The sequence below is a fragment of the Pseudomonas sp. P4_C4 genome (genome assembly GCF_056402055.1).
Window position 1 is genome coordinate 46,032 of the sequence record NZ_JBFUID010000017.1, and the last position, 25,181, is coordinate 71,212.

At 58.9% G+C, this 25,181-nt stretch carries 23 protein-coding genes and 1 pseudogene; 12 read left to right on the forward strand and 12 right to left on the reverse strand.

Features of this window, described 5'->3' with window-relative positions; all coding sequences use genetic code 11:
• Positions 1–90 precede the first annotated feature (90 nt).
• Positions 91–426 (reverse strand): ribbon-helix-helix domain-containing protein, encoded by a 336-nt coding sequence (locus AC1DXW_RS11435; protein WP_477752526.1) that lies wholly within the window; start codon positions 424–426, stop codon positions 91–93.
• Positions 427–1,020: 594 nt separating this feature from the next.
• Between AC1DXW_RS11435 and AC1DXW_RS11440 the strand changes: the two genes are divergently transcribed.
• The gene (locus AC1DXW_RS11440) at positions 1,021–1,623 is read left to right on the forward strand and encodes a cold-shock protein (protein ID WP_008052457.1); all 603 of its coding nucleotides are present in this window, start codon (positions 1,021–1,023) and stop codon (positions 1,621–1,623) included.
• Between the two features lie 63 nt (positions 1,624–1,686).
• Here the strand turns inward: AC1DXW_RS11440 and AC1DXW_RS11445 are convergent, their stop codons facing one another.
• Together AC1DXW_RS11445 and AC1DXW_RS11450 are read right to left on the reverse strand one after the other, a co-directional pair.
• Positions 1,687–1,893, reverse strand: a complete 207-nt coding sequence (locus AC1DXW_RS11445) for a SlyX family protein (RefSeq protein ID WP_477752528.1) — start codon at positions 1,891–1,893, stop codon at positions 1,687–1,689.
• Positions 1,894–1,896: 3 nt separating this feature from the next.
• Positions 1,897–2,322, reverse strand: a complete 426-nt coding sequence (locus AC1DXW_RS11450; RefSeq protein WP_477752529.1) for an HIT family protein — start codon at positions 2,320–2,322, stop codon at positions 1,897–1,899.
• Between the two features lie 913 nt (positions 2,323–3,235).
• Here AC1DXW_RS11450 and AC1DXW_RS11455 point away from each other — a divergent pair.
• Positions 3,236–4,564 carry an OprD family porin gene (locus tag AC1DXW_RS11455; RefSeq protein WP_477760015.1) on the forward strand — a complete coding sequence of 443 codons (1,329 nt, stop codon included), beginning with the start codon at positions 3,236–3,238 and terminating at the stop codon, positions 4,562–4,564.
• Between the two features lie 139 nt (positions 4,565–4,703).
• Here AC1DXW_RS11455 and AC1DXW_RS11460 read toward each other — a convergent pair whose 3' ends face one another.
• Together AC1DXW_RS11460 and AC1DXW_RS11465 are read right to left on the reverse strand one after the other, a co-directional pair.
• Positions 4,704–5,546 (reverse strand): mechanosensitive ion channel family protein, encoded by an 843-nt coding sequence (locus tag AC1DXW_RS11460; RefSeq protein ID WP_108215091.1) that lies wholly within the window; start codon positions 5,544–5,546, stop codon positions 4,704–4,706.
• A 137-nt stretch (positions 5,547–5,683) separates the two neighbouring features.
• Positions 5,684–6,169, reverse strand: coding sequence for a YajQ family cyclic di-GMP-binding protein (locus tag AC1DXW_RS11465; protein ID WP_007977344.1), 486 nt, complete (start codon positions 6,167–6,169; stop codon positions 5,684–5,686).
• Between the two features lie 135 nt (positions 6,170–6,304).
• Here AC1DXW_RS11465 and AC1DXW_RS11470 point away from each other — a divergent pair, with 135 nt between their 5' ends.
• The 3 genes from AC1DXW_RS11470 to AC1DXW_RS11480 are packed head-to-tail and all read left to right on the forward strand — an operon-like array spanning position 6,305 to position 9,888.
• Positions 6,305–7,222 (forward strand): putative 2-dehydropantoate 2-reductase, encoded by a 918-nt coding sequence (locus AC1DXW_RS11470; RefSeq protein WP_477760016.1) that lies wholly within the window; start codon positions 6,305–6,307, stop codon positions 7,220–7,222.
• A 45-nt stretch (positions 7,223–7,267) separates the two neighbouring features.
• Positions 7,268–9,304: a sensor histidine kinase gene (locus AC1DXW_RS11475; RefSeq protein WP_477760017.1), complete on the forward strand. Its 2,037-nt coding sequence runs from the start codon at positions 7,268–7,270 to the stop codon at positions 9,302–9,304.
• A gap of 2 nt (positions 9,305–9,306) precedes the next feature.
• Positions 9,307–9,888, forward strand: a complete 582-nt coding sequence (locus AC1DXW_RS11480; protein WP_477752534.1) for a cob(I)yrinic acid a,c-diamide adenosyltransferase — start codon at positions 9,307–9,309, stop codon at positions 9,886–9,888.
• A 117-nt stretch (positions 9,889–10,005) separates the two neighbouring features.
• Here AC1DXW_RS11480 and AC1DXW_RS11485 read toward each other — a convergent pair whose 3' ends face one another.
• The 4 genes from AC1DXW_RS11485 to secA all read right to left on the reverse strand — a co-directional run bounded on the left by AC1DXW_RS11485 (position 10,006) and on the right by secA (position 15,792).
• Complete coding sequence (locus AC1DXW_RS11485) at positions 10,006–10,950, reverse strand: Nudix family hydrolase (RefSeq protein WP_477752535.1); 945 nt, start codon at positions 10,948–10,950, stop codon at positions 10,006–10,008.
• On the reverse strand, positions 10,947–11,579 hold the full coding sequence (locus AC1DXW_RS11490) for a glutathione S-transferase family protein (RefSeq protein WP_477752536.1): 633 nt from the start codon (positions 11,577–11,579) through the stop codon (positions 10,947–10,949). The genes AC1DXW_RS11485 and AC1DXW_RS11490 overlap by 4 nt, the downstream gene beginning before the upstream one ends.
• A gap of 137 nt (positions 11,580–11,716) precedes the next feature.
• On the reverse strand, positions 11,717–12,934 hold the full coding sequence (gene argJ, locus AC1DXW_RS11495; RefSeq protein WP_477760018.1) for a bifunctional glutamate N-acetyltransferase/amino-acid acetyltransferase ArgJ: 1,218 nt from the start codon (positions 12,932–12,934) through the stop codon (positions 11,717–11,719).
• Between the two features lie 122 nt (positions 12,935–13,056).
• Complete coding sequence (gene secA / locus AC1DXW_RS11500; RefSeq protein ID WP_477752538.1) at positions 13,057–15,792, reverse strand: preprotein translocase subunit SecA; 2,736 nt, start codon at positions 15,790–15,792, stop codon at positions 13,057–13,059.
• Between the two features lie 307 nt (positions 15,793–16,099).
• On the opposite strand from secA, the gene AC1DXW_RS11505 reads away from it, so the two are divergent.
• The gene (locus tag AC1DXW_RS11505; RefSeq protein WP_477752539.1) at positions 16,100–16,555 is read left to right on the forward strand and encodes a DUF721 domain-containing protein; all 456 of its coding nucleotides are present in this window, start codon (positions 16,100–16,102) and stop codon (positions 16,553–16,555) included.
• A 107-nt stretch (positions 16,556–16,662) separates the two neighbouring features.
• Here AC1DXW_RS11505 and AC1DXW_RS11510 read toward each other — a convergent pair whose 3' ends face one another.
• On the reverse strand, positions 16,663–18,141 hold the full coding sequence (locus tag AC1DXW_RS11510) for a helicase HerA-like domain-containing protein (protein ID WP_477752540.1): 1,479 nt from the start codon (positions 18,139–18,141) through the stop codon (positions 16,663–16,665).
• 189 nt (positions 18,142–18,330) lie between these two features.
• Here AC1DXW_RS11510 and AC1DXW_RS11515 point away from each other — a divergent pair.
• The 5 genes and pseudogenes from AC1DXW_RS11515 to AC1DXW_RS11535 form a co-directional block, all read left to right on the forward strand.
• A pseudogene (locus AC1DXW_RS11515) lies at positions 18,331–19,362 on the forward strand (HAMP domain-containing protein); the annotation flags it as partial.
• A 93-nt stretch (positions 19,363–19,455) separates the two neighbouring features.
• Positions 19,456–20,220, forward strand: a complete 765-nt coding sequence (locus AC1DXW_RS11520) for a methyl-accepting chemotaxis protein (protein WP_477752566.1) — start codon at positions 19,456–19,458, stop codon at positions 20,218–20,220.
• Between the two features lie 201 nt (positions 20,221–20,421).
• Entirely contained in the window at positions 20,422–21,534 is a 1,113-nt protein-coding gene (locus AC1DXW_RS11525) for a glycosyltransferase family 4 protein (RefSeq protein WP_477752541.1), read from the forward strand.
• Positions 21,527–22,303, forward strand: a complete 777-nt coding sequence (locus tag AC1DXW_RS11530; protein WP_477752542.1) for a DUF2334 domain-containing protein — start codon at positions 21,527–21,529, stop codon at positions 22,301–22,303. The genes AC1DXW_RS11525 and AC1DXW_RS11530 overlap by 8 nt, the downstream gene beginning before the upstream one ends.
• Entirely contained in the window at positions 22,300–23,295 is a 996-nt protein-coding gene (locus AC1DXW_RS11535) for a lysylphosphatidylglycerol synthase transmembrane domain-containing protein (protein WP_477752543.1), read from the forward strand. Before AC1DXW_RS11530 ends, AC1DXW_RS11535 begins: the two co-directional genes overlap by 4 nt.
• Here AC1DXW_RS11535 and AC1DXW_RS11540 read toward each other — a convergent pair.
• Together AC1DXW_RS11540 and purU are read right to left on the reverse strand one after the other, a co-directional pair.
• Complete coding sequence (locus AC1DXW_RS11540) at positions 23,282–23,458, reverse strand: hypothetical protein (RefSeq protein ID WP_477752544.1); 177 nt, start codon at positions 23,456–23,458, stop codon at positions 23,282–23,284. The two genes, AC1DXW_RS11535 and AC1DXW_RS11540, sit on opposite strands and share 14 nt — an antisense overlap.
• Positions 23,459–23,544: 86 nt before the next feature.
• Positions 23,545–24,393 carry a formyltetrahydrofolate deformylase gene (purU, locus tag AC1DXW_RS11545; RefSeq protein WP_347908668.1) on the reverse strand — a complete coding sequence of 283 codons (849 nt, stop codon included), beginning with the start codon at positions 24,391–24,393 and terminating at the stop codon, positions 23,545–23,547.
• A gap of 336 nt (positions 24,394–24,729) precedes the next feature.
• On the opposite strand from purU, the gene mvaT reads away from it, so the two are divergent.
• On the forward strand, positions 24,730–25,107 hold the full coding sequence (gene mvaT / locus AC1DXW_RS11550; protein WP_007933316.1) for a histone-like nucleoid-structuring protein MvaT: 378 nt from the start codon (positions 24,730–24,732) through the stop codon (positions 25,105–25,107).
• Positions 25,108–25,181: the final 74 nt, after the last annotated feature.

A 25,181-nucleotide genomic window follows, 5' to 3' on the forward strand; every position in this document is an offset into this window, starting at 1 on the left:
GCGGCAAAGAGCGGGATTATATCCATTAAATGCGGCCTGTGCAGCCGTAAGACTGCACAGACCGACACTCTGCAGCTTTCGTCGCCCAGGCTAGGGCGTGACGACGCCCCTCCCTTCCTTGAGGCTGTGCACGACGCAGACAACCCGCACCAATCCACTGAAGTTCCTTACCCCGCCGTGACGCAAGTGAACTTCGCGATCCACATGAGATAACAGACTACTGACCGAGCAACCATTGGCCCGGGCCATCGCCCCCAAAATATCCCAATAAACCTGTTCAAGCCGTAAACAGGTTGCGAAGCCATTCAATCGTACGGAGCGGGACAAGGGCTGGGCCAACCCCATATCGAACTCGCGAACAAACGGATCGACCCTTACATCCCTGTGCGAACCGTATCGCCCCTCTTCTTGCCGTTCATAAACCATAACGCTGACACTCCTTTGCCATCCTGGTTTCGTTAAGAACAACTGTCTGTCGACATATAAAAACGCAGGTGCAGAGGTATAGCCAGACGACTTCCCGACCTTCGACGTAGGACAAGCCAACAACTCTTGGCAGATCCTGGAAAACGCCCTACTCCGGACAATTTCCCACGCAGTGAAGTGACGCCCCCTTCAGAAACACAGGATTGAATGATGTAGGAAAGAAGAGCGCGAACACTAAGAAACACCCACTGAAAGATTTAGCCAATCGGCTGCATCGACCGATTACCCCCCTCCCTAAAGGTGACGAGCTTCATCCAACAGGCGCCCAACCTCTCTAGCAAGCCTGCCGTCGCATCACAGCCTTTGAACTTCGACCAACCCACGGCAAATTGCCTCAAACGAGCCGCCGGACGCCCTGATTTGAGTAGCCTGCGGCTTTGCTGTTAAATAGACAGCGTGTCGCCAGTGCCTATTTTTCCGGGTATGGCGCATAGGCTGATACCGGGCACGTGTCCAACGCCTCTTTATTATCTTGAAGCGAACCGTGCGCCATCAGCTCTTCCTTGTGAGCTGTCTTAACGTGAGTTAATTAAAATGTTGAAAATCGTCCATCTGTTGATAGGCGCAGCGGCCTTGCTGCTGTCCTTCATCCCTAGCCTGCAATCCGAAGCCTTACCTTACCTGCAACAACCTGACGCGCTGTACCTGGCCTTTTTCGGCCTGCTCAACCTCACGCTTGCACCTGTCATCCCTTACTGGAACAAAGGTCCACGCCACCAACTGCAAAACCTGGTCAGCGCCCTGCTGGTTCTGAGTGTGGTCCTGCAAACCCTGACGCTGATCGCACCGATGCCTGTCATCGCCGGTCAACCTGCCGTCTTGTTCAGCCTGGTCGCAGCCCTGATCGCTGTTGCCCTGCATCTGGGTATCAGCTTCTACAAATCGTCACCGGCCGCCGCCTCGCCAAGCTACGACATGAGCAACCGCGATACCGGCACCGTCAAATGGTTCAACACGTCCAAAGGCTTCGGTTTCATTTCCCGCGACTCCGGCGACGATATCTTCGTCCACTTTCGGGCCATTCGCGGTGAAGGTCACCGCGTCCTCGTAGAAGGCCAGCGCGTGGAGTTCTCTGTCATGAATCGTGACAAGGGCCTGCAAGCCGAAGATGTGATCGCCGCACTGCCACGTCGCTGATTCAAGGCGAAAAAAACCGCGCACAGCCGAGCTGTCCGCGGTTTTTTTATGCCTGCGTGTTGCTTAATAGTGCGGCGGCGGCGCTTCCTCCTCGAACGACTCGAACTGGCCGACCATTTCCTCCTGCCGCTTGAGCAGCGCAGCCATTTGCAGTTGCAGACGCTCGACCACCCGCTGCTGCGCGACCAGTACATCATTCAATGCCTGGATGGTGTCATCCTGAAAGGCCAGACGGCTTTCGAGATCGGTAACGCGTTCTTCCAGGATCATGGTTCAGCCCTCCAGAAACGTAAAATCATCGGTCAATATCAGGCGCAAACGTTCGCGAATGGCGGCGATTTGCTCCGAACTGTAGGATTTTGCCGGATGTTTACCCCAAACCGGCGCTGGCCAGGCGGCATCTTCGCGCTTGCGCACAATCACATGCATGTGCAACTGACTGACGACATTACCCAGCGCCGCAACATTCAATTTGTCCGCATTGAACGAGTCCTTGAGCGCTTGCGACAGCGCCGTCGTCTCCTGCCAAAGCTGCTGCTGGTCTGCGACATCCAACTGAAATATCTCACTGATAGCCTCACGACGAGGCACCAGGATGAACCAGGGATAGTTCGAATCATTGGACAGCAGCAACCGGCAGAGTGGAAAGTCCCCAATCGGTAACGTGTCTTGTTGAAGTCGTGGATCTAAAGCGAACACTGCGCGTACTCCCGCCGGGCCATCATTTTTCAGCTTAGCGCCCATCCTGACGGGACGGCGCGCCAAACGACCGGACGGCAGCATACCTGCGAACGGCGCATGCTTCACGACGAACCTGGCACAGAGGTCACGAGCGCCTGCGAAAAGCTGACACCCCGCCCCCGAATGAGACATTTTTCGCTGCTGCGCACCACTACAGAACCGATCAGCCGGCAAAAAACGCCGAAATGACTGATTAGCAACGAAGAGTTCGCGCCAGACAAGCGGTCAACAGGAATGAATTCATTACAAGGTTAAAAAATTTTTTGCACCAAAACCGCACAGTGGGTCTACGCTGAGTGCTTCGACATCCGCCTTCTACTCACTGGCGGGGTGAACCGGTAACATTTTTGTTTGTAAGGCAGTCGACCAGAAGGGTGCAACATGATGCCAGGCAAGGCGTCAAGCCCAAACTAAACGCGCTTGCCCCCCCGGTTTCATGAGGTTTTTACAGCGCCAGACAATCATTTTGAAAAAAGCTGCAACAAAATTCGAATTTGTGCACGCTTGTTGCATTCATACCCAACATCGCCTGATGTGACACCCGCTGGAAGCGGAGGCCCTCAGGCAAAAAAAACAGTGGCAAGGTAGCCCGATGGAGATTCAAACGTTTCACCAGGACTCTTTTTACCGGCGCCAAGACTCAGAAAACAGCATAAAAGCTGTCAGCCCTGTTGCGTCGGAGCGGAAAATTTGCGACATCTACCACGCTGTTTGCGACAGGGTCGTAAAGAAGGCGAAAGGTTAGATACGCAAGTATCGCCAACATTGTCGGCGTGATATAAGTTTGCGCCGACACAAAAAGAAAGAGCCGCCCAGATAATAAATCAGGTGGGACGGCAGTACTCTTCTAAAACCAAAGGAGCAAATCACGATGCGCGTGATGAAGTGGAGCATGATCGCACTGGCAGTTGCAGCAGCAGCCAGTACTCAGTTGGCAGTAGCCGCACCTTTCGTAAGCGACCAGGCCGAAGCCAAAGGTTTCGTTGAAGACAGCAAACTCGACTTGCTGGTTCGCAACTACTACTACAACCGTAACAAGAAAAACGGCGCAGTCGATGACAAAGACTGGACCCAGGGCATTCAGGGCATGTACAGCTCGGGCTACACCCAAGGTCTGATCGGTGTTGGCGTTGAAGCTTGGGGCCAACTGGCCATTAAGCTGGACGGTTCCGACAAATATGCAGGTTCCGGCAACATGTCCGTGGACTCTGATGGCGAAGTCAACAACAGCCAGGGCAAAGCCGGCGCTGCCGCCAAGTTCCGCATCTCCAAGACCGAGCTGAAAATCGGCGACATGCAGCCAAGCACCTCTCCGGTGTTCGCTGTAGGCGGTTCCCGTATCCTTCACCAGACTGCCAGCGGTATCCAGCTGCAGAGCAGCGAAGTTAAAGACCTCGACCTCGAAGCCGGTCACTTCTACTCGGCAACCAGCCAGGACCGCAACGCTCGTGACGGCGAACTGTTCGCTACTTACGCTGGCGTGACAGCCAACTCCATCGACTACTTCGGTGGCAAGTACGGCATTACCCCGGACCTGAGCGTATCGCTCTACGGTGCCAAGCTCGAAGACGTCTGGAACCAGTACTACGCCAACGCGAACTACACCCTCGCACTGGGCGGCGATAACTCGATCAACTTCGACGGTAACATCTACAACACCAAGGATACCGGTAACGCTAAAGCAGGCGACATCAGCAACACCGCCTACTCCCTGGCCGCTGCTTACTCGTTCCTGAAAGCACACACCCTGACCCTGGCGTTCCAGAAGGTCAACGGCGATACCCCGTTCGACTACATCGGTGTGGGTGACAACAACCGTGGTGGCGACTCGATCTTCCTCGCCAACTCCATTCAGTACTCTGACTTCAACGCCCCTGGCGAGAAGTCGGTACAAGCCCGTTACGACCTGAAAATGGCCGAGTACGGCGTACCTGGCCTGAGCTTCATGGTCCGTTACGTGAATGGTTGGAACATCGATGGTACCAACACTCCATCGAACAGCACCTACACCGGTCTGTACGGTGCAGACGGCAAACACCACGAAACCAACGTGGAAGCCAAGTACGTCGTTCAATCCGGCCCAGCCAAAGATCTGTCGTTCCGCATCCGTCAAGCATGGCACACCGCCAATGCTGACGAAGGCGAAGGCGATATCTCTGAGTTCCGCCTGATCACCGACTACCCGCTCAACATTCTGTAATCGCAGAAAGTTAGTTCGCGGTAATCAAAAAAAGGCCCATCTTCGATGGGCCTTTTTCGTTGTTTGCTGTACAACATTTAACCAAACAGACTCTGCAGTACATGCCTGACCAAGAAGTCAGGCACTAACCGCACACCTCTTACTGCACCGCCGACTCCTGAACCACGCGAATAACCCGCTGTGGAAATGGAATATCGATGCCGGCCTCTCTCAGACGATCACGGGACAGTTCGTTGAACATGAACATCACATCCCAATAATCCGCCGTCTTCACCCAGACACGCAGGGAGACAGTGATAGAACTGTCACCCAATGTCGAAATGACTGCCTGAGGTGCCGGGTCAATCAATACACGCGGATCCTTGGCCAGTTCCAGCAACACTTCTCGGGCTTTCTGCAAGTCCGCTTCGTAATCGACGCCTACATCAAACACCACTTTGCGGGTCGGCTGACGATTGGTGTTGGTGATAATGCCGTTCGACAGATTACCGTTGGGCACGATGATAGTTTTGTTGTCACCGGTGCGCAGTACGGTATGGAAAATCTGGATGCTGTCGACAGTACCGGCGACACCCTGAGCCTCGATCCAGTCACCGATACGAAACGGGCGGAACAACAGAATCAGCACGCCGCCGGCGAAGTTCGCCAAGCTGCCCTGCAAGGCCAAGCCAATGGCCAGGCCTGCCGCACCAATCGCCGCGACAAACGAAGTGGTTTCCACGCCGATCATCGAGGCCACGCTGACGATCAGCAGGATCTTGAGGATGATGTTTGCCAAGCTGCTGATAAAGCCTTGCAGCGCCAGGTCGGCATTACGCAATGCAATCAGGCCGCCGAGCTTTTTCGTGACCTTGTTGATCAGCCACCAGCCGATGGCCAGGGTGATGACCGCCAGCAGTACACGGCTGCCGTATTCCATGATCATCGGGATCCAGGTTTGGGATACCTTGACCAGATTGTCTACCTCGGCATTTAAGTCCATCTACTCTCTCCTGTTTCCGGCTACCCGGCATGCGTAAAAAAAGCGGCAGAAAGATCGAGCCGCGACGGGCTCAATCGTTTCTGCCGTTGCTTGGGCCTCCGACGTCGCAAACGCCAAGAGGTTCCCGCTTTCAAGGGTCAGTCGCGGAAGTTGTTGAACTGCAGTGGCATACCGAATTCCTTGGCCCGTAGCACCGCAATGGCTTCTTGCAGGTCGTCACGCTTCTTGCCGGTAATACGAACCTGCTCGCCCTGAATGGCAGCCTGGACCTTGAGCTTGGCATCTTTGACGTGAGCGACGATTTTCTTCGCCAGTTCCTTGTCGATACCTTCCTTGAGGACGGCTTCCTGTTTCATCAGCTTGCCCGACGCGAACGCGTCCTTGACTTCAAGGCACTGCACGTCGATTTTGCGCTTGACCAGCGCCAGCTTGAGGATCTCAATCATCGCTTCGAGCTGGAAATCCGCTTCCGCGGTCAGGTTGACGGTCAGGTCTTTTTCCTTGAACTCGAAGCTGCCTTTGCCTTTCAGGTCATAACGACGATCGAGTTCCTTGACGGCGTTCTCGACCGCGTTGGTGACTTCGTGTTTGTCCAGTTCGGATACCACGTCGAACGACGGCATGTAATCTCTCCAAATTTAAAGGCGCACTGATGGAGCACGCCTGGCTTGCGGTTAAAATCCGCGCTGATTATAACGGGTCTTTCCCATCATTCACTGTGAGCTGCCGATGCACGCCTTAAACAGAGCAAAAAGCTGATGTCTACCACCTGGCATGTTCTGGGCGCCGGCAGCCTCGGCACTTTATGGGCGACACGTCTGGCACGGACTGGAGTGCCGGTGAGGCTGATCCTGCGGGACACCGCGAGGCTGCAGGCCTATGAGGCGGTCGGTGGATTGACACTGGTGGAACACGGCGAGGCGCAACACTATGCCGTGCCCGCCGAGACAGCCGACAGCACCCAACCGATCAACCGCCTGCTGGTGGCGTGCAAGGCCTACGATACCGAAAGCGCGGTGGCCCGACTGGCGCCACGTCTGGCCCCAGGTGCCGAACTGATCCTGCTGCAAAATGGCCTGGGCAGTCAGGACGCGGTGGCGGCACAGGTGCCTCAGGCACGCTGCATCTATGCATCGAGCACCGAAGGCGCCTTCCGCGATGGCGATTGGCGCGTGGTGTTTGCCGGGCATGGCTTCACCTGGCTGGGGGATGCGAGCCATCCGGTGGCGCCGATCTGGCTCGATGACCTGAGCGCTGCCGGCATCCCCCACGAGTGGAGCACCGAAATCCTGACCAGGTTATGGCGCAAACTCGCCCTTAACTGTGCGATCAATCCGCTGACGGTGCTGCACGATTGCCGCAACGGCGGTTTGCAGCAACATCACTGCGAAGTCGCTACTCTGTGCGGCGAACTGGTGGAGTTGCTTGAGCGTTGTGGTCAGCCGGCAGCGGCCGAAAACCTGCAGCAGGAAGTCGAACGGGTGATTCACGCCACCGCAGACAACTACTCCTCGATGCATCAGGACGTCACAAACCAGCGCCGCACAGAAATCAGCTACCTGTTGGGCTACGCCTGCAAAGTGGCCGGGCGTCATCAATTGAACCTGCCTCACCTCAATCAGCTTGAGTCAAGGTTGATCGCTCGCCTGCAAAGCCTTGGATTGCCCAGTGACTGAGCAGCGGCTACGCTGGCCACTTGTTCCTTTTCAGCGATGAATCCGATGCCATTGCGCCAGCGCCTTGAAAACCTGCCCGTCGGCCAGAAACTGCTAGCCGCCCTGCTGGTACTGATGGTCACCGTCCTGCTGGTTGCCAACCTGACCTTTATCAGCGCCGCGTACTACATCTCCCAGGAAAGCATGGCACCCCAGGCCCTGCAGACCATCGGCCGGCTGATATCCAACCCGAGCCTGGCCTCCGAAGCCCTGGAGTCACCACAAAGCGCCGAGCGCCTGCTAAACGAACTCAACAGCTATTCGCCGTTGCGCGCGGCAGTCCTGTATGACGCAAAGGGCGAGCAATTGGCGCAATTGCAGCATGGCGACAACCTGGAACTGCCGAAGCGTTTCCGGCATATCGAAGACTGGCAGGCCACCGAGTTTCGCACCAATCAAGTCATCACCCTGCCCCGCCCCGGCACTGCACCAGGGCACCTGCTGTTGGTGGCCACGAGCGAACTGCCCGTGGCGTTCTACACCGGGACCCTGACGGCCAGCCTGGGCATTCTGATCTTCAGCGTGCTGCTGTGGCTGATCATTGCCCGCCAGATCAAGCGCCTGATTACCCGGCCGATCCACCAACTCGAAGAGTTGTCCCGGCAGGTAACCCGTGAAGAAAACTACGCACTGCGTGCTTCGCGAGGAAACCACGATGAAATCGGCAGCCTCGCCGAGGCGTTCAACACCATGCTTTCGCGAATCGAGGCCCGGGAGCAGCAACTCAAGCGGGCCCGGGACGACTCCCAGGCAGCCTACGACCAGGCCCAGGGTCTGGCGGAAGAAACCCGGCACACCAACCGCAAACTGGAGCTTGAAGTCCAGGTGCGCAGCAAGATCGAGAAAAAGCTCACCGGCTTCCAGAACTACCTCAACAGCATCATCGACTCCATGCCGTCGGCACTGATCGCCCTCGATGAACAGCTTTACGTGACGCAGTGGAACCAGGAAGCCAGCGCACTTTCCGGTACGCGCCTCGACGAAGCCCTGAACCAGCCCATCTTCCTCGCCTTCGAACCGCTCAAGCCGTTCTTGCCACAACTCAAGCAAACGGTCGAGCAGCATACGGTGGCCAAAATCGAACGTGTCACCTGGCTCAAGGATGACGAGCCCCGCCACTATGCCCTGACCTTTTATCCATTGATGGGCGGCGCCGGGCGTGGCGTAGTGATCCGGATCGACGACATCACCCAGCGCCTGTCCCTGGAAGAGATGATGGTACAGTCGGAGAAAATGCTTTCTGTTGGTGGCCTTGCCGCCGGCATGGCCCACGAAATCAACAACCCGCTGGGTGCAATCCTGCACAACGTGCAAAACATTCGCCGACGCCTGTCCCCCGATCTGCCGAAGAACCTTGAAGTGGCCGAACAGGCCGGCATCGAACTGACGACGGTCAATCAGTATCTGCAAAACCGCGAAGTGCCGCAGTTGCTCGACGGCATCCAGCAGGCCGGTGCCCGGGCCGCCAAAATCGTCACCCACATGCTCAGCTTCAGCCGTCGCAGCACCCGCCAGATGGCTCCGTGCGATCTGCCCGCCCTGATCGACCAAGCGGTGGAGATCGCCAGTAACGACTTCGACCTGGCGATCGGCTTCGATTTCAAGGGCCAGGCCATCATTCGCCAGTTCGATCCGGCGCTGGGCCCGGTCCCCGGCACCGCCAACGAACTGGAGCAAGTGCTGCTCAACCTGTTGAAAAACGCCGCGCAAGCCATTCACCAGCGTGAAGACGGCAGCGAGCCGGGACGGATCATTCTGCGCACCAGGCTGAATCCGCCGTGGGCGGAAATTCAGGTCGAGGACAATGGCATCGGCATGAGCGAAAGCGTGCGCAAACGGACCTTCGAACCGTTCTTCACCACCAAGGAGATCGGCCAGGGCACCGGACTTGGGCTGTCGGTGTCGTACTTCATCATCACCAACAACCACAAGGGGCAGATGGAAGTGCAATCGACCCTGGGCCAAGGCACGTGCTTCACCTTGCGCCTGCCCCTGGCGAGCACACCACCTGTCTCGCAACAACTCAATCTGCTATCGAGGTAACCATGGGCTTTCGTTTGTCGAAGATTTACACCCGCACTGGCGACAAAGGCGAGACCGGGCTGGGCGATGGCCGTCGCGTACCCAAGGATCACCCGCGGATCGAGGCCATTGGCGAAGTCGATACGCTGAACAGTCAGGTGGGCGTATTGCTGGCCGGATTGGCGGCGCAAACGCACACCTTTGCAGGCTTTCAGGAAGTGATCGATGTTTTGGCGCCTTGCCAGCACCGATTGTTCGACCTCGGTGGCGAACTGGCGATGCCGGTGTATCAGGCGTTGAATGCAGCGGAAATCGAACGCCTGGAAGCCGCGATCGATGTGTGGAATGAAGAGTTGGGACCGCTGGAAAATTTCATCTTGCCCGGCGGTTCGGCGCTGATTGCCCAGGCTCATGTCTGCCGCAGCCTTGCCCGCAGTGCCGAGCGGCGGTGTCAGCAATTGAATGCGATTGAGCCATTGGCCGGGGTTGGCCTGGCGTACATCAATCGGTTGTCGGATCTGTTGTTTGTGGCGGCGCGGCTGATTGCCAAGCGTCAGGGAATTGCCGAGATTCTTTGGCAGCCGGCGGCGAAGCCTGAGGTTTAGCCGGCGCCTGCAAGGTCCTCATCGCGAGCAAGCTCGCTCCCACAAGTTTTGTGAGCGCCACAAATCCACTGTGGGAGCGAGCTTGCTCGCGATGAGGCCAGTAGGTTCGCTAGAGAATCAACTCTCAGGCCAAAACGCCCGAATCCCCGCCACCCCCTGCGCACCCGCAGCCCAGGCTTTCTCGACCTCAGCCGGGCCAACACCTCCGAGCAGGAACACCGGCTTGCTGAATCCGTCGATCAGGCTCGATGCCTGCTCCCAACCCAACGGTTCGGCGCCAGGATGAGTCAGGGTAGGTTGAACCGGCGACAGGGTCACAAAGTCCACCCCCATCTGTTCGGCCAGCGCCAGCTCTTCAGCGTTATGGCACGAGGCCGCCAGCCAGCGCGACGCCGGTAGCGGTCGGCCAGCCGCTGCGTATTTGCGCAGCTGCGCCGAGGTAATGTGCCAACCCGCGGACGGGAAGTCGCCCAGCCATTCGAACGGCCCTTTGATCATCAACTGAGCCTTGCCGGCACACAGGCCCACCGCATCGACAGCCAGGTCGCGATATTTCGGATCGTAACCGTTCGGTGCGCGCAACTGGATCAGCTTGATGCCGCCGGCAATGGCCTTCTGAATACCACGCAGCAGCGCCGGGGTTTCCAGATCTTCCGGGGTAATCAGGTACTGCGATGGCAATCGGGCAGCCGCGACGATCGGCTGATTGGCCGCCGGAAACTCGTAGCTCGACAGATCACGCGGCGCCACCCAGGCCAGTGGCTGGCCTTCGGCGCCGTGGGGCTCGCCGGTGAACGCCGAGACTTCCCAGACATCCAGCAACACCTGCTTGTCCGGGTAATCGTGGCGGACCTTGATCAGCGGGCGCGCCGCGCCGATCACGATGCCCAGCTCTTCATGGAGTTCGCGGGCCAGTGCGGTTTCGACCGACTCGTCGGCCTCGACCTTGCCGCCTGGAAACTCCCACAGGCCGCCCTGGTGCTGTGAGTCGGCACGACGGGCGATGAGGATTTGGCCACTGCCATCGCGGATGACGGCGGCGGCGACATGGACTCGTTTCACTTTTGCAGCTCCTCCAGTCCGGTCTTCTGCCACGCCTTGAACGCCGGCCATTGGTAGAGAGTTTCGACGTAGGCCTCGTCAATGGCAGACAGCTTCACCTGATAGGTGCGCAGGCGCACGGCGATCGGTGCAAAGAACACGTCAGCCAGACTGATATGACCAAACAGGTACGGCCCGGTTTCGGTCGCGGCGGCACGGCATTCGGCCCACAGCGCCGACATGCGTTCGATGTCGACCTGAACGTCAGCCGGAACCGGCGACAAAGGGGCGTCATGACTCAGGTCAAACGGCATATTGCCGCGCATGGCGAAGAACCCGCTGTGCATCTGCGCACACGCCGAGCGCGCCTGGGCGCGGGCGGCAACGTCTTTCGGCCAGAGGCCTGCGGACGGGAACTGTTCTGCCAGGTATTCGGCAATCGCCAGGGAGTCGGCGATGGTGCCGTGTTCGGTTTTCAGCAGCGGGACCTTGCCAGTCGGCGAATGCTTGAGCAGACGCTCGCGGGTGTCCGGCTGGTTCAGCTTGATCAGTTCTTCGGTGTAGGTAGCGCCGGTCAGGTCGAGGGCCAAGGCGCCTCGCAGGGACCAGGAAGAAAGCAGTTTGTCGCCGATGATCAGGTGCAGGCTCATGTTCAAGCATCCTCAAGCAAGAAAGATCACAACTCTGTAGGAGCCAGCTTGCCAGCGAAGGCGGGATCAGCCTCGATAAATCCATCGCGGCAAATGACGCCTTCGCCAGCAAGCTGGCTCCTACAGGACATGCGCTATTACGTGCGGTACTCGGCGTTGATCTTCACGTATTCGTGGGACAGGTCGGTGGTCCAGATGGTTTCGCTGCAATCGCCGCGACCCAGCTCGATGCGGATAGTGATTTCTTCCTGCTGCATCACCGCCGCGCCCTGGGCTTCGGTGTAGGTCGCCGCGCGCGCGCCACGGCTGGCAATGCACACGTCGCCAAGGAATACATCGATCTTGCTCACGTCCAGGTTTGGCACACCGGCACGGCCGACAGCGGCCAGGATACGGCCCCAGTTCGGGTCGGACGCAAACAATGCAGTCTTGATCAGTGGCGAGTGGGCCACGGTGTAGCCAACGTCCAGGCACTCCTGGTGATTGCCGCCGCCATTGACTTCAACGGTCACGAACTTGGTCGCGCCTTCACCATCGCGAACGATGGCCTGGGCCACGTCCATGCACACTTCGAACACCGCCTGCTTCAACTTGATGAACAACTCGCCTTCGGCGCGGGTGATTTCCGGCAGCGCGGCCTGACCGGTGGCAATCAGCATGCAGCAGTCGTTGGTCGAGGTATCACCATCGATGGTGATGCGGTTGAACGACTTGTTGGCGCCATCGAGCATCAGGTTTTGCAACACATCGCGGGAAACCTTGGCGTCAGTGGCGATGTAGCCGAGCATGGTCGCCATGTTCGGGCGAATCATGCCGGCGCCTTTACTGATGCCGGTAACGGTGATGGTCACACCGTCATGCTGGAACTGACGGCTGGCACCTTTGGGCAGGGTGTCGGTGGTCATGATGCCGGTGGCGGCAGCTTCCCAGTTGTGGATCGACAGATCATCGAGGGCAGCTTGCAGCGCACCTTCGATTTTCTCGACCGGCAACGGCTCGCCGATCACACCGGTGGAGTACGGCAGCACCTGGCTGGCATCGACACCGGTCAGTTCCGCCAACCTGGCGCAGGTGCGTTCGGCGGCGGCCAGACCAGGTTCGCCGGTGCCGGCATTGGCATTGCCGGTGTTGGTCAGCAGGTAGCGCACAGGGCCTTGTACGCGTTGTTTGGCCAGGATCACCGGCGCGGCGCAAAAGGCGTTCAAGGTGAACACACCGGCCACGGTGGAACCTTCAACACAGCGCATGACCACAACATCCTTGCGCCCCGGGCGCTTGATGCCGGCCGAGGCGATACCGAGTTCAAAACCGGCAACCGGGTGCAACGTTGGCAAAGGACCAAGACCAACAGCCATGAATGCGCTCCTTTATAAATGATGTCAGCACCGTTTCAGGAAAAACGGTGGTTCGAAATGGTAAAACGCCGCGACGGCAGAAGCCGGTCGCGGCGCGGGTATTTCAGCGATTGAAACGGGTTTTACTGGATCTGCCCGTGGCAATGCTTGAACTTCTTGCCCGAACCGCAGTAGCACAGCTCGTTGCGACCCAGCTTCTGCTCGTTGCGAACCGGCGCGGCAGCGAGGGCAACATCGACCTCTTCGCCCAACACTTCCGGTTGCTCAAGGCCTGGAGCCTCTTCATGCAGGAACTGCATGCGAGCGGCCAATGCCTCGGCTTCCTGGCGCAGGCGCTGCTCTTCCTCGATCGGATCTTCGCGACGAACCTGAACGTGGGACAACACACGGATCGAATCGCGCTTGATCGAATCCAGCAACTCGGAGAACAGGGTGAACGACTCGCGCTTGTATTCCTGCTTCGGGTTCTTCTGGGCATAACCACGCAAGTGGATGCCGTGACGCAGGTGATCCATGGTCGACAGGTGGTCTTTCCACAGGTCGTCCAGTACGCGCAGAACGATTTGCTTCTCGAAGGTGCGCAGCGCTTCGGCGCCCGCCTGGTCTTCTTTCTCGTTGTACGCCGCGATGAGTTCCTGCATCAGCTTCTCGCGCAGGGTTTCTTCGTATAGGTGATCGTCTTCGTCGAGCCATTGCTGGATCGGCAGCGTCACACCGAAATCGCTCTGCAGCGCCGCTTCCAGGCCCGCCACGTCCCACTGCTCAGGCAGCGATTGCGGAGGAATGTGTGCGCTGACGGTGGCGTCGAGCACGTCCTGACGGAAGTCAGCGATGGTCTCACCGATGTTGTCGGCAGCCAGCAACGTGTTACGCATGTGATAGATCACTTTACGCTGTTCGTTGTTGACGTCGTCGAACTCGAGCAGTTGTTTACGAATGTCGAAGTTACGACCTTCAACCTTGCGCTGAGCCTTTTCGATGGCGTTGGTCACCATGCGGTGCTCGATCGCTTCGCCAGGCTGCATGCCCAGGGCCTTCATGAAGTTCTTCACCCGGTCAGAGGCGAAGATGCGCATCAGGCTGTCTTCCAGCGACAGGTAGAAGCGGCTGGAACCGGCGTCGCCCTGGCGACCGGCACGACCACGCAGCTGGTTATCGATACGGCGCGATTCGTGACGCTCGGACGCAATCACCTGCAAACCGCCCGATTCGAGCACTTGCTGGTGACGCTTCTGCCAGTCGGCCTTGATCTGGGCAATCTGCTCAGGGGTCGGGTTTTCCAGGGAAGCCACTTCCACTTCCCAGTTACCGCCCAAGAGGATGTCGGTACCACGACCGGCCATGTTGGTGGCGATGGTCAGTGCGCCCGGGCGACCGGCCTGGGCAATGATCTCGGCTTCCTTTTCGTGGAACTTGGCGTTCAGGACCTTGTGTTCGATGCCTTCCTTCACGAGCAGGCTGGACATGTGCTCGGAGGTTTCGATGGTGGCGGTACCGACCAGAACCGGACGGCCCGCGGCCATGCTTTCCTTGATGTCGGCCACGATTGCCGCGTATTTCTCGTCGGCGGTCAGGAACACCAGGTCGTTGTAGTCTTTACGGGCCAGCGGCTTGTTCGGTGGAATCACCATGACCTGCAGGCCATAGATCTGGTGGAACTCGAATGCTTCGGTGTCGGCCGTACCGGTCATGCCGGACAGCTTGTTGTACAGACGGAAGTAGTTCTGGAAGGTGGTCGACGCCAGCGTCTGGCTTTCGGCCTGGATGTTCAGGTTTTCCTTGGCTTCGATGGCCTGGTGCAGGCCTTCGGACAAGCGGCGGCCCGGCATGGTACGGCCGGTGTGCTCGTCGACCAGTACGACCTGACCGTCCTGCACGATGTATTCGACGTTGCGATGGAACAGCTTGTGCGCGCGCAGGCCGGCGTAAACGTGAGTCAGCAGGCTCAGGTTATGCGCCGAGTACAGGCTCTCGCCTTCAGCCAGCAGGCCGATGCGGGTCAGCGTTTCTTCGACGAACTGGTGACCGGCTTCGTTGAGTTCGACCTGGCGGGTCTTCTCGTCAACGGTGTAGTGGCCGGCCTTGGTGACTTCGCCTTCCACTTCTTCGATGTGCAACTCAAGCGTCGGGATCAGCTTGTTGACCTCGATGTACAGCTTGGAGCTGTCCTCGGCCTGACCGGAGATGATCAGCGGCGTACGGGCTTCGTCGATGAGGATGGAGTCGACTTCGTCGATCACGGCAAAATTGAGTTCGCGCTGGAATTTTTCTTCCATGCTGAACGCCATGTTGTCGCGCAGGTAATCGAAACCGAATTCGTTGTTGGTGCCGTAGGTGATGTCGGCGGCGTAGGCAGCACGCTTCTCTTCCGGCGGCTGGAACGGCGTGACCACGCCGACCGTCAGGCCGAGGAATTCATACAGCGGGCGCATCCAGTTGGCGTCACGGCGGGCCAGGTAGTCGTTCACCGTCACAACGTGCACGCCGTTGCCGGACAGCGCGTTGAGGTAAACGCCCAGTGTTGCCACCAGGGTCTTGCCTTCACCGGTACGCATTTCCGCGATCATGCCTTCATGCAAGGTCATGCCGCCGATCAGCTGGACATCGAAGTGGCGCATGCCCATGACACGCTTGCCGGCTTCGCGGGCGACCGCAAAGGCTTCTGGCAGCAGTTGGTCGAGGGTTTCCCCTTTGGCGAGGCGGGCCTTGAACTCGCTGGTCTTGGCACGCAATTGATCGTCCGAAAGGGCCACCATTCGCTCTTCGAAGGCATTGACGAGTTGCACCGTCTTGAGCATGCGTTTGACTTCACGCTCATTCTTGCTTCCAAAAAGTTTCTTTAACAAAGGCGCAAACATATCGGCAGGATCTTCCACACTAAAGGGATGGAGGGCGGCCCCGTGAGTCGCCCGTGCAGCCCTCATGGCCGCATGCGAACGAGCATTCTACCCGGAAACGATGGAGAGGAAAGTGGCGATATTCCACGATGCTGGCACAGCGCTTTGACGGGGCTCACTTAAAATAAGGGCGTTTTGCTCAACTTCAAGCCGTTCAAGGCAGAAGTTAGTTGTTGATTTAATGGGCAAAGCACCCACAAAAGCAATGGGCGGGTGCATCCGGTGCTTTCTGCTACCATGGCGCCTCTGTTACTTCAGGTGTCTGATCATGGCGTTTCGCCCACTTACGGCCAAAGTACCTGCCGTTCTACTACGCGAAGCCAAGCCGCTGAAAGCCATTCTCGGCCACGCTCAACGCCTGGGTCATCTGCAGCGTTTACTCGAAAGCCAATTGCAACCCGCCGCTCGCGAGCATTGCCACGTGGCCTCCTGGCGCGAAGGCAGTTTGTTGCTGATTGTCACCGACGGTCATTGGGCAACCCGCCTGCGCTACCAGCAGAAGCGCCTGCAACGGCAACTGCAACTGTTCGACGAGTTTGCCAATCTGACCCGGATCCTGTTCAAAGTTCAACCGCCGACCGTTCAGCAAGGTGCGGCCGGGCATACCATGGATTTGTCCAACGACGCGGCAGCGACCATCCAGGCCACGGCCGATGGCATCAGCGACCCGAATTTGCGGGCGGCACTGGAGCGGTTGGCAGCGCACGCCAAAGTAAAGGGCTAGAAGAAGGATCAAAGGATCGTCCGAACGCGGCCCGAGCCTTCGGCAGCTCCTACGGGTTGCTCGCAAATTTAAATGTAGGAGCTGCCGAAGGCTGCGATCTTTTGCTTTCAGCGGCGTTTTTTGCTGCCCAGCAACGAGCCCATCAAGCCGCGCACCAACTGTCGCCCAAGCTGATTCGCCGCCTGTCGCATCGCTGATTTCAAGGCCTGACCCGCTGCGGTTCCAAGAAACTCTCCGGCCTGCTCGGTGAAGCTCGGATCCTGTTTGCCCTGCTCCGCTTCGGGTTCAGGTGCCAACCCCTTGCGCCCCATCAGCACCTCATAGGCCGATTCACGGTCAATCGGCTTGTCATAACGCCCCTGCAACGGCGAACCGGCAATCAGCGCCGTGCGCTCGGCGTCGGTCAAAGGCCCGATCCGCGATTGCGGCGGCGCTACCAGCACCCGCTGGACCATCTCCGGCGTGCCTTTTTCCTGCAAGGTGCCGACCAGCGCCTCGCCGATCCCGAGCTCGGTCAGCACCGACAACGTATCGAACGCCGGATTCGGCCGGAAACCTTCGGCCACCGCACGCAGGGACTTCTGCTCCTTGGCGGTGAACGCACGCAGACCGTGCTGGATGCGCAAGCCCAACTGCGCCAGCACATCATCCGGCAGGTCACCCGGCGACTGGGTGACGAAATACACGCCCACGCCTTTCGAACGAATCAGCCGCACCACCTGCTCCAGACGATCGCGCAACGCCTGGGGCGTACCGTTGAACAACAAGTGAGCCTCGTCGAAAAACAGCGCCAGCAACGGTTTGTCGGCATCGCCACGCTCCGGCAACTGCTCGAACAGCTCGGCCAGCAGCCACAGCAGGAACGTCGCGTAGACTTTCGGCGCTTCATGCACCAGACGGCTGGCATCCAGCAAATGAATGCGCCCACGACCGTCCGCAGTGGGCTGGAGGATGTCTTCGAGTTGCAGCGCCGGCTCGCCGAACAGGGCTTCGGCGCCCTGTTGCTCCAGGGTCGCCAGACGCCGCAGCAATGCTTGACTGGAGCCGGTGGTCATCAATGCCGCATCGTCACCCAGCAACTGGGGGTTGTCCCGCAGGTGATTGAGCAGCGCCTTCAGATCCTTGAGATCGAGCAACAACAGGCCTTCGCGGTCCGCCACCTTGAACGCGGCGTACAGCGCCGACTGCTGACTGTCGGTCAGTTCCAGCAGGCTGCCTAGCAGTAGCGGCCCCATTTCACTCAAGGTTGTGCGCAAAGGATGACCGGACTGACCGTGTACGTCCCACAACGTCACCGGATAAGCCTGAGGCTTGTGGTTGAGCCAGGGCATCCCGGCAATCCGCTCGGCGATCTTGCCCTGGGGATTGCCGGCGGCGCCGAGGCCGCACAGGTCACCCTTGATGTCAGCAGCGAACACCGCCACGCCGGCATCGCTGAAGGCTTCGGCCAATCGTTGCAAAGTGACGGTTTTGCCAGTGCCGGTCGCGCCCGCGATCAAACCGTGGCGGTTCGCCAGGCGCATGGCCTGGGCAATCGACTGCCCTTTGAGATCGGCGCCGATAACGAGTTGTAGAGAGTCAGGCATTTGGTCACCCATGATTAATCTTTGGTCCTACACGGCCGATAGAGATAACTGACAAAGCAGTCAGACACGATCTGGTCAGAAATTTCCCTAAGGAGAGTCGGAAAATTCACTTGCTTTCAACCTTGCCCGTTGTGCGCCCCTTCATAAAAGCACGCGCTGGACATTAAGACCTTAGCGGAACCCCAAGCCATGAACAAAAATCTGCGTTTCAGCCATAAAATCCTGCTTGCCGCCGCCCTCATTGTGATTGCCGCCTTCGCCTCGTTCACGCTGTACAACGACTATTTGCAGCGCAACGCCATCCGCGAAAACCTCAACAACTATCTGCAGGAAATGGGCGGAGTGACCGCCAACAATATCCAGACCTGGTTGAACGGGCGCAGCCTGCTGATTGAAAACCTGTCACAAACTGTCGCGCTCAACCCCGATGCGGACAACGTTTCCAGGCTGCTGGTACAAAAAGCCGTGACCTCGACCTTCATGGGCGCCTACCTCGGCAACAAGGATGGCTCTTTCATCATTCGCCCCGACAGCAAGATGCCCGATGGCTATGACCCGCGTGCACGCCCTTGGTACAAGAGCGCGCAAGGCAGCAGCGGTTCGGCATTAACCGAGCCTTATATAGATCTGGCTTCCGGCCAGCTGGTGATTTCCATTGTCGACAGCGTCATCAAGGACGGCCAGAACATCGGCGTGGTCGGTGGCGACCTGAGTTTGCAGGTGATCGCCGACAGCCTTGGCACGCTGGACTTCGACGGCATGGGGTATGCCTTCCTGGTCAGTTCCGACGGCAAGATCCTGGTACATCCCGACAAAGCGCTGGCGATGAAGATGCTCAAGGATGTCTACCCGCAAGACACGCCGGCCATCAGCAGCGCAATGAGCGAAATCCAGGTCGATGGCAAAACCCGCATCGTGACCTTCACCCCGATCAAAGGCTTGTCATCGGTCAACTGGTACATCGGTGTTTCGGTCGACAAGGAAAAAGCCTACTCGATGCTCAGCAAGTTCCGCACCTCGGCGGTCGTTGCGACCGTCATTGCCGTGGCCATCATCATCGCCCTGCTGGGCATGTTGATCCGCATTCTGATTCAGCCATTGCACCTCATGACCCGCGCCATGGCTGATATCGCCGACGGCGAAGGCGACCTGACCAAGCGCCTGACCATCCAGAACAATGACGAATTCGGCACCCTCGGCACTGCGTTCAACCGCTTCGTCGAACGCATTCACGGCTCGATCCGCGAAGTGTCCTCGGCCACCGGGCAAGTCAACGAAGTGGCGTTGCGCGTGGTCGCGGCTTCCAACTCGTCGATGTTCAACTCCGACCAGCAAGCCTCGCGCACCAGCAGCGTCGCAGCCGCCATCAACCAGCTCGGCGCCGCCGCCCAGGAAATTGCCCGCAACGCCGCCCAGGCGTCGAGCCAGGCCAGCGATGCCCGCAGCCTGGCCGAAGATGGTCAACACGTGGTGGACCGCAGCATCGTGGCGATGAATCAACTGTCGAGCATGCTCAGCGCATCGAGCTCCAACATCGAATCGCTGAACAGCAAAACGGTGAACATCGGGCAGATTCTCGAAGTGATCACCAGCATTTCCCAACAGACCAACTTGCTGGCGCTCAACGCCGCGATTGAAGCCGCCCGTGCCGGTGAAGCCGGTCGTGGTTTTGCCGTGGTGGCGGACGAAGTGCGCAACCTGGCACATCGCACGCAGGAATCGGCACAACAGGTGCAAACCATGATCGAGGAGCTGCAGGTCGGCGCCCGGGAATCGGTCAGCACCATGAGCGACAGTCAGCGCCACAGCCAGGACAGCGTGGAAATCGCCAACCTCGCGGGCGAACGCCTGAACAGCGTGACGCTGCGTATCGGTGAAATCGACGGCATGAACCAGTCGGTGGCTACCGCGACCGAGGAACAGACCGCCGTGGTGGAGTCGATCAACGTCGACATCACCGAGATCAACACGCTGAATCAGGAAGGCGTGGAAAACCTGCAATCTACATTGCGCGCGTGCTCGGACCTTGAGCAGCAGGCGGCGCGGTTGAAGCAGTTGGTAGGCAGTTTCCGTATCTAACGTCTGGACTGGCCTCTTCGCTGGCAAGCCAGCTCCTACAGGGTTTAGCGTGAAGCCTGTAGGAGCTGGCTTGTCGGATCGCCGCACCGCAGCGAACGCCTCGTCTCAACCCTCACTGCCCCCACCCGCACAACCCCAACCGAACATCTATCCTTCATATAGGTCAACCAAGGGAGTACCGGGACTGGAGGATCGTTCATCGTGCATATCGCTGACATCACCATGTTCTACGCCCCTGCCAGCGGTGGCGTACGCACTTATCTGGATGCGAAGCACCGTCGTTTGGGCATCAAACCGGGCATTCGCCACAGTTTGTTGATTCCCGGATCTTCTTTTAGCGAACAGGATGGTATTTACACCGTTCCGGCCCCTGCCCTGCCCTTCGGCAAGGGCTATCGCTTCCCTCTGCGCCTCGCGCCCTGGCGCAATGTCTTGCAGGATTTGCAGCCTGACCTGATCGAAGTCGGCGATCCTTATCTCACGGCCTGGGCGGCGCTGGATGCGCGGCGCCAACTCGATGTGCCGGTCATCGGCTTTTATCACTCGGACCTGCCCCTGCTGGTCAGCAACCGCATGGGCCATTGGGTGACCAACAACGTCGAGGCCTATGTCAGCAAGCTCTACGGCAACTTTGACCGCGTACTGGCGCCCAGTCAGGTCATGGCCGACAAGCTCACCGGGCTTGGAGTCAAGAATGTGTTTGTGCAACCGCTCGGCGTCGACCTGCAAACCTTCAATCCCGATGCCAGAGACCCCGGGCTGCGGGCCGAGTTGGGCCTGGACGAAAACACCCGGTTGCTGATCTTCGCCGGGCGCGGCGCCAAGGAAAAAAACCTGCCGGTGCTGCTCGACTGCATGAAACGCCTGGGCCGACGCTATCACCTGCTGCTGGTTGGCTCGTCGATGCCCACGGCCGTGCCGTCCAACGTGACGGTGATCGACGAGTTCTGCCCGGCCGTACAAGTTGCCCGCCTGATGGCCAGTGCCGATGCACTGTTGCACGCCGGCGATCAGGAAACCTTCGGTCTGGTAATTCTGGAGGCCATGGCCAGCGGTATTCCGGTGGTGGCCGTGGCGGCCGGGGCCTTCAAGGAAATCGTCACCGAGGACTGCGGCCGGCTCTGCGCGCCGAACAATCCCGCCGCGATGGCCACCGCCGTTCGAGAACTGCTCGGGTCGGGCAACACAACGCTGGGCAAACAGGCGCGATTGCATGTCGAACGGCATTACGCCTGGGATACGGTGGTCAACAGCTTGTTGCGCCACTACCACGCCGTGCTTGGCAGCCAATGGCCGCTGACAGCCAATGGTTGAGTCCATGAACAGTCCCGCTTTACTGCTGGTACTGCACGACGTGGCACCGCCAACCTGGGCCGATTATCAGCCGTTCGTCAAAGCTGTCGACGCCTTGGGTGGCGTGCCGATCACCTGGCTGGTGGTCCCGGACTTCCACAAACACAACAACCTGGACGCCCATCCGCAATTTCGCCGCCAGCTCAGTACCAGGCTCGCCCGCGGCGACGAACTGGCGCTGCATGGCTACTTCCACTGCGACGACGGGCCGATGGCCAGCAATCCCCGAGACTGGTTCATGCGTCGGGTGTACACCTACGAAGGCGAGTTTTACCGTTTGTCGCAGGAAGCCGCCCTCGCCCGCCTGCGTTCGGGCATCGAGATGTTCCACCGCCATGACTGGCCGCTGGAGGGGTTCGTCGCCCCTGCCTGGCTGATGAGCCAAGGCACTCGCCAGGCATTGCGCCAATTGCCGTTGAGTTACACCAGCGACTCGCAGCACTTGTACCGGCTGCCGGATTTCACCGCATTCGAGGCGCCAGGGCTGGTCTGGAGTGCGCGCAGTGCCTGGCGCCGGGGCCTATCGAAGCTCGTCAGCGACTGCCGTGAACAACGCTGGCAGCAGGCCCCGGTGATTCGCCTGGGCCTGCACCCGGTGGACATGCGCCATGAGCTCTCGCGCCGATATTGGCTACAAACCCTCGAGCGCCTGCTCGACAACGGACGTGTTCCGATGACCAAGGCCCAGTGGCTGGCGCTGCAGAACGACCAACTGGGGTGCATCGCATGAGTCGCGGACTGCTGTTGCTCGTTGGCCTGCTCGCGGCAGTGCTCATTCCATTACTGTTGGGCGGCAGCGAAACCTGGTCCCGGCTGACCGGTTTTCCGCTACCGTGGTTGCTGATCATGTTCGGCATGATCCTGCTGTGCTGGGGCGTGAACACCCTGCGTCTACGCCTGTTGCTGGGGGATCAATGCGACAAGGTCAGCCGGCTCAGGAGCCTCGGTGTGGTGATTGCCGCCGAATTTGCCTATTGCGCCACACCCGGCGGCAGCGGCGGGCCTCTGACGATCATGGCTTTGCTGGCACGTTACGGCGTACGTCCGGCCAAGGGCACTGCGGTGTTTGCCATGGACCAGTTGAGCGACTTGTTGTTTTTCCTTTGTGCCCTGAGCGGGATTCTGATTTACGCCCTGTTCCAACACCTGAGCCAGCGCATGGAATGGATGCTGATGGTCAGCGCCGTTTCGCTGTTCGGCGGTCTGATCAGTTGCGTCATGGTGGCCCGGTATCACCGTTTATTGATTCGCCTGAGCGGCCGATGGCTCGCCCGAGTCAATGTCAAAGCGGCCACGCGAATGCGCTGGGCGCGCAAGCTCCTGCAGTTTTTGGCGGCGTTTACCGACACGCTGAAATTGCCCGTGCAGACCTTGATCAAGGTATTCGCCCTGACCTGCGTGCATTGGCTCCTGCGCTACAGCGTGCTGTACCTGGCGTTGCGCGGGCTCGGCGCGGATTTGCAGTGGGCCTGGACTTTTCTGATCCAGATGCTGGCACTCAGCGCCGGGCAATTCAGCCTTCTGCCGGGCGGAGCCGGGGCGGCGGAGTTGACATCGGCGGCGTTGCTGGCCCCCATGGTCGGGAAGTCCACGGCGGCGGCCGCGATTCTGATTTGGCGGGCGGTGACGTACTACTTCTATTTGCTGGTCGGTGGGCCGGTGTTTTTGCTGATGCTGGGCCGGCCGCTGCTGATGAAATTGATGAAACTCAGGCAGGCTTAGATTTGTCCTCGGGCTCTTGCTGCAACTGCTCCCACAACTGCGCGGCATCAGGAAACTCCGTACCCGTTTCAGGCCCCATGTCATCCGGGTCGTAGCGGCTCAGGCAACCCTCGCCCAGCGTGGCGGGAGCCTTGGATGTGGCTTTGTCCAGTGGATCGGCCATGGTCATGTCCTCGGTGCAGAAACGGCGAAGGGCCTGAAGCGATTGAACGCCCAGACCCTTCGAATTTCAACTGTGCCGCAGGCCTGTCAGAAGACGACGGTTTTGTTGCCGTGCACCAGCACCCGGTCTTCCAGGTGATAACGCAGGCCACGGGCCAGCACCATCTTCTCGACATCGCGGCCGAAACGCACCATGTCTTCGATGCTGTCGCTGTGGCTGACGCGCACCACGTCCTGCTCGATGATCGGGCCGGCATCCAGCTCTTCGGTCACATAGTGGCAGGTCGCGCCGATCAGCTTCACGCCACGCAGGGAGGCCTGGTGATACGGTTTGGCACCGACGAACGACGGCAGGAAGCTGTGGTGAATGTTGATGACCTTGTGCGCGTATTCGCCGCACAACTCCGGCGGCAGGATTTGCATGTAACGGGCAAGCACCACCACTTCGGCATCGTGCTGTTTGACCAGGCGCGAAACCTCGGCGAAGGCCGGCTGCTTGTCCTGCGGATTGACCGGGACGTGGTAGTACGGGATACCGTGCCACTCCACCATGCTGCGCAAGTCATCATGGTTGGAAATCACGCAGGAAATTTCGCAGTCCAGTTCATCGCTGTGCCAGCGGTGCAGCAAATCGGCCAGGCAGTGCGACTCGCGGCTGGCCATCAGGACCACGCGTTTCTTTTGCTCGGTATCGGTGATGCGCCAGTCCATCGAGAACTCTTCGGCGATCGGGGCAAAGGCTTCACGAAACGCTTCGATACCAAATGGCAGGGAGTCGGCACGGATTTCGTGACGCATGAAGAACCAGCCACTGAGATTGTCCGAGTGATGGCTCGCTTCAGTGATCCAGCCGTTGTGTGATGCCAGAAAGTTACTGACTTTGGCAACGATGCCAACACGGTCCGGGCAAGAAATCACCAGACGAAAAGTGCGCATGAGGGGGAAACTCCAGAACTTCGCAAAGGCCGCCATTCTAGCGATTGCGCAGCAAAACTGCAGTATTGTTGACGTTTCGCCCCGCCGGAAGGTCGGTGTGGCAGGATGGATAGCGCAGATGCCGGTTCGCCCGGATGCTCTAGCGGTGCGGGTCATTTGTTAAATTATGTATATCCGGCAGACCTGGACCACACTAATAAACGCATTACAGATGTGCGCCAAAGACACAGCAATTAAATTAAATAAAGTTGGCTTAAATGTTTACTTGATGAAACACCGTGACTATTATTGCCGCACTGTCACCTGCCATCCAGCGCACAACATAAGGTAGTCCACATGTCCTTGATCAACGAATATCGCGCCACCGAAGAAGCTATCAAAGAGCTGCAAGCCCGTTTGAAGAACCTGTCCCAAGACGACAAACTGCAAACCGAGCTGGAATTCGAAGGCAAACTGCGCACCCTGATGGGTGAATACTCGAAATCCCTGCGCGACATCATCGCGCTGTTGGATCCAGAATCCAAAACCAAGGCACCACGCGGCGGTGCAGTGAAAACTACCGGCACCAAGCGTGCTCGCAAAGTTAAACAATACAAAAACCCGCACAACGGTGAAGTCATCGAAACCAAAGGTGGCAACCACAAGACTCTGAAAGAGTGGAAAGCCAAGTGGGGCGGTGACGTGGTGGAAGGCTGGGCTACCCTGCTGGGCTAAGCTTCAGCGCTTGTCGCAGACGGATCCGTGACAAAAAATAACGCCAGCAAATGCTGGCGTTTTTTATGCCCGGT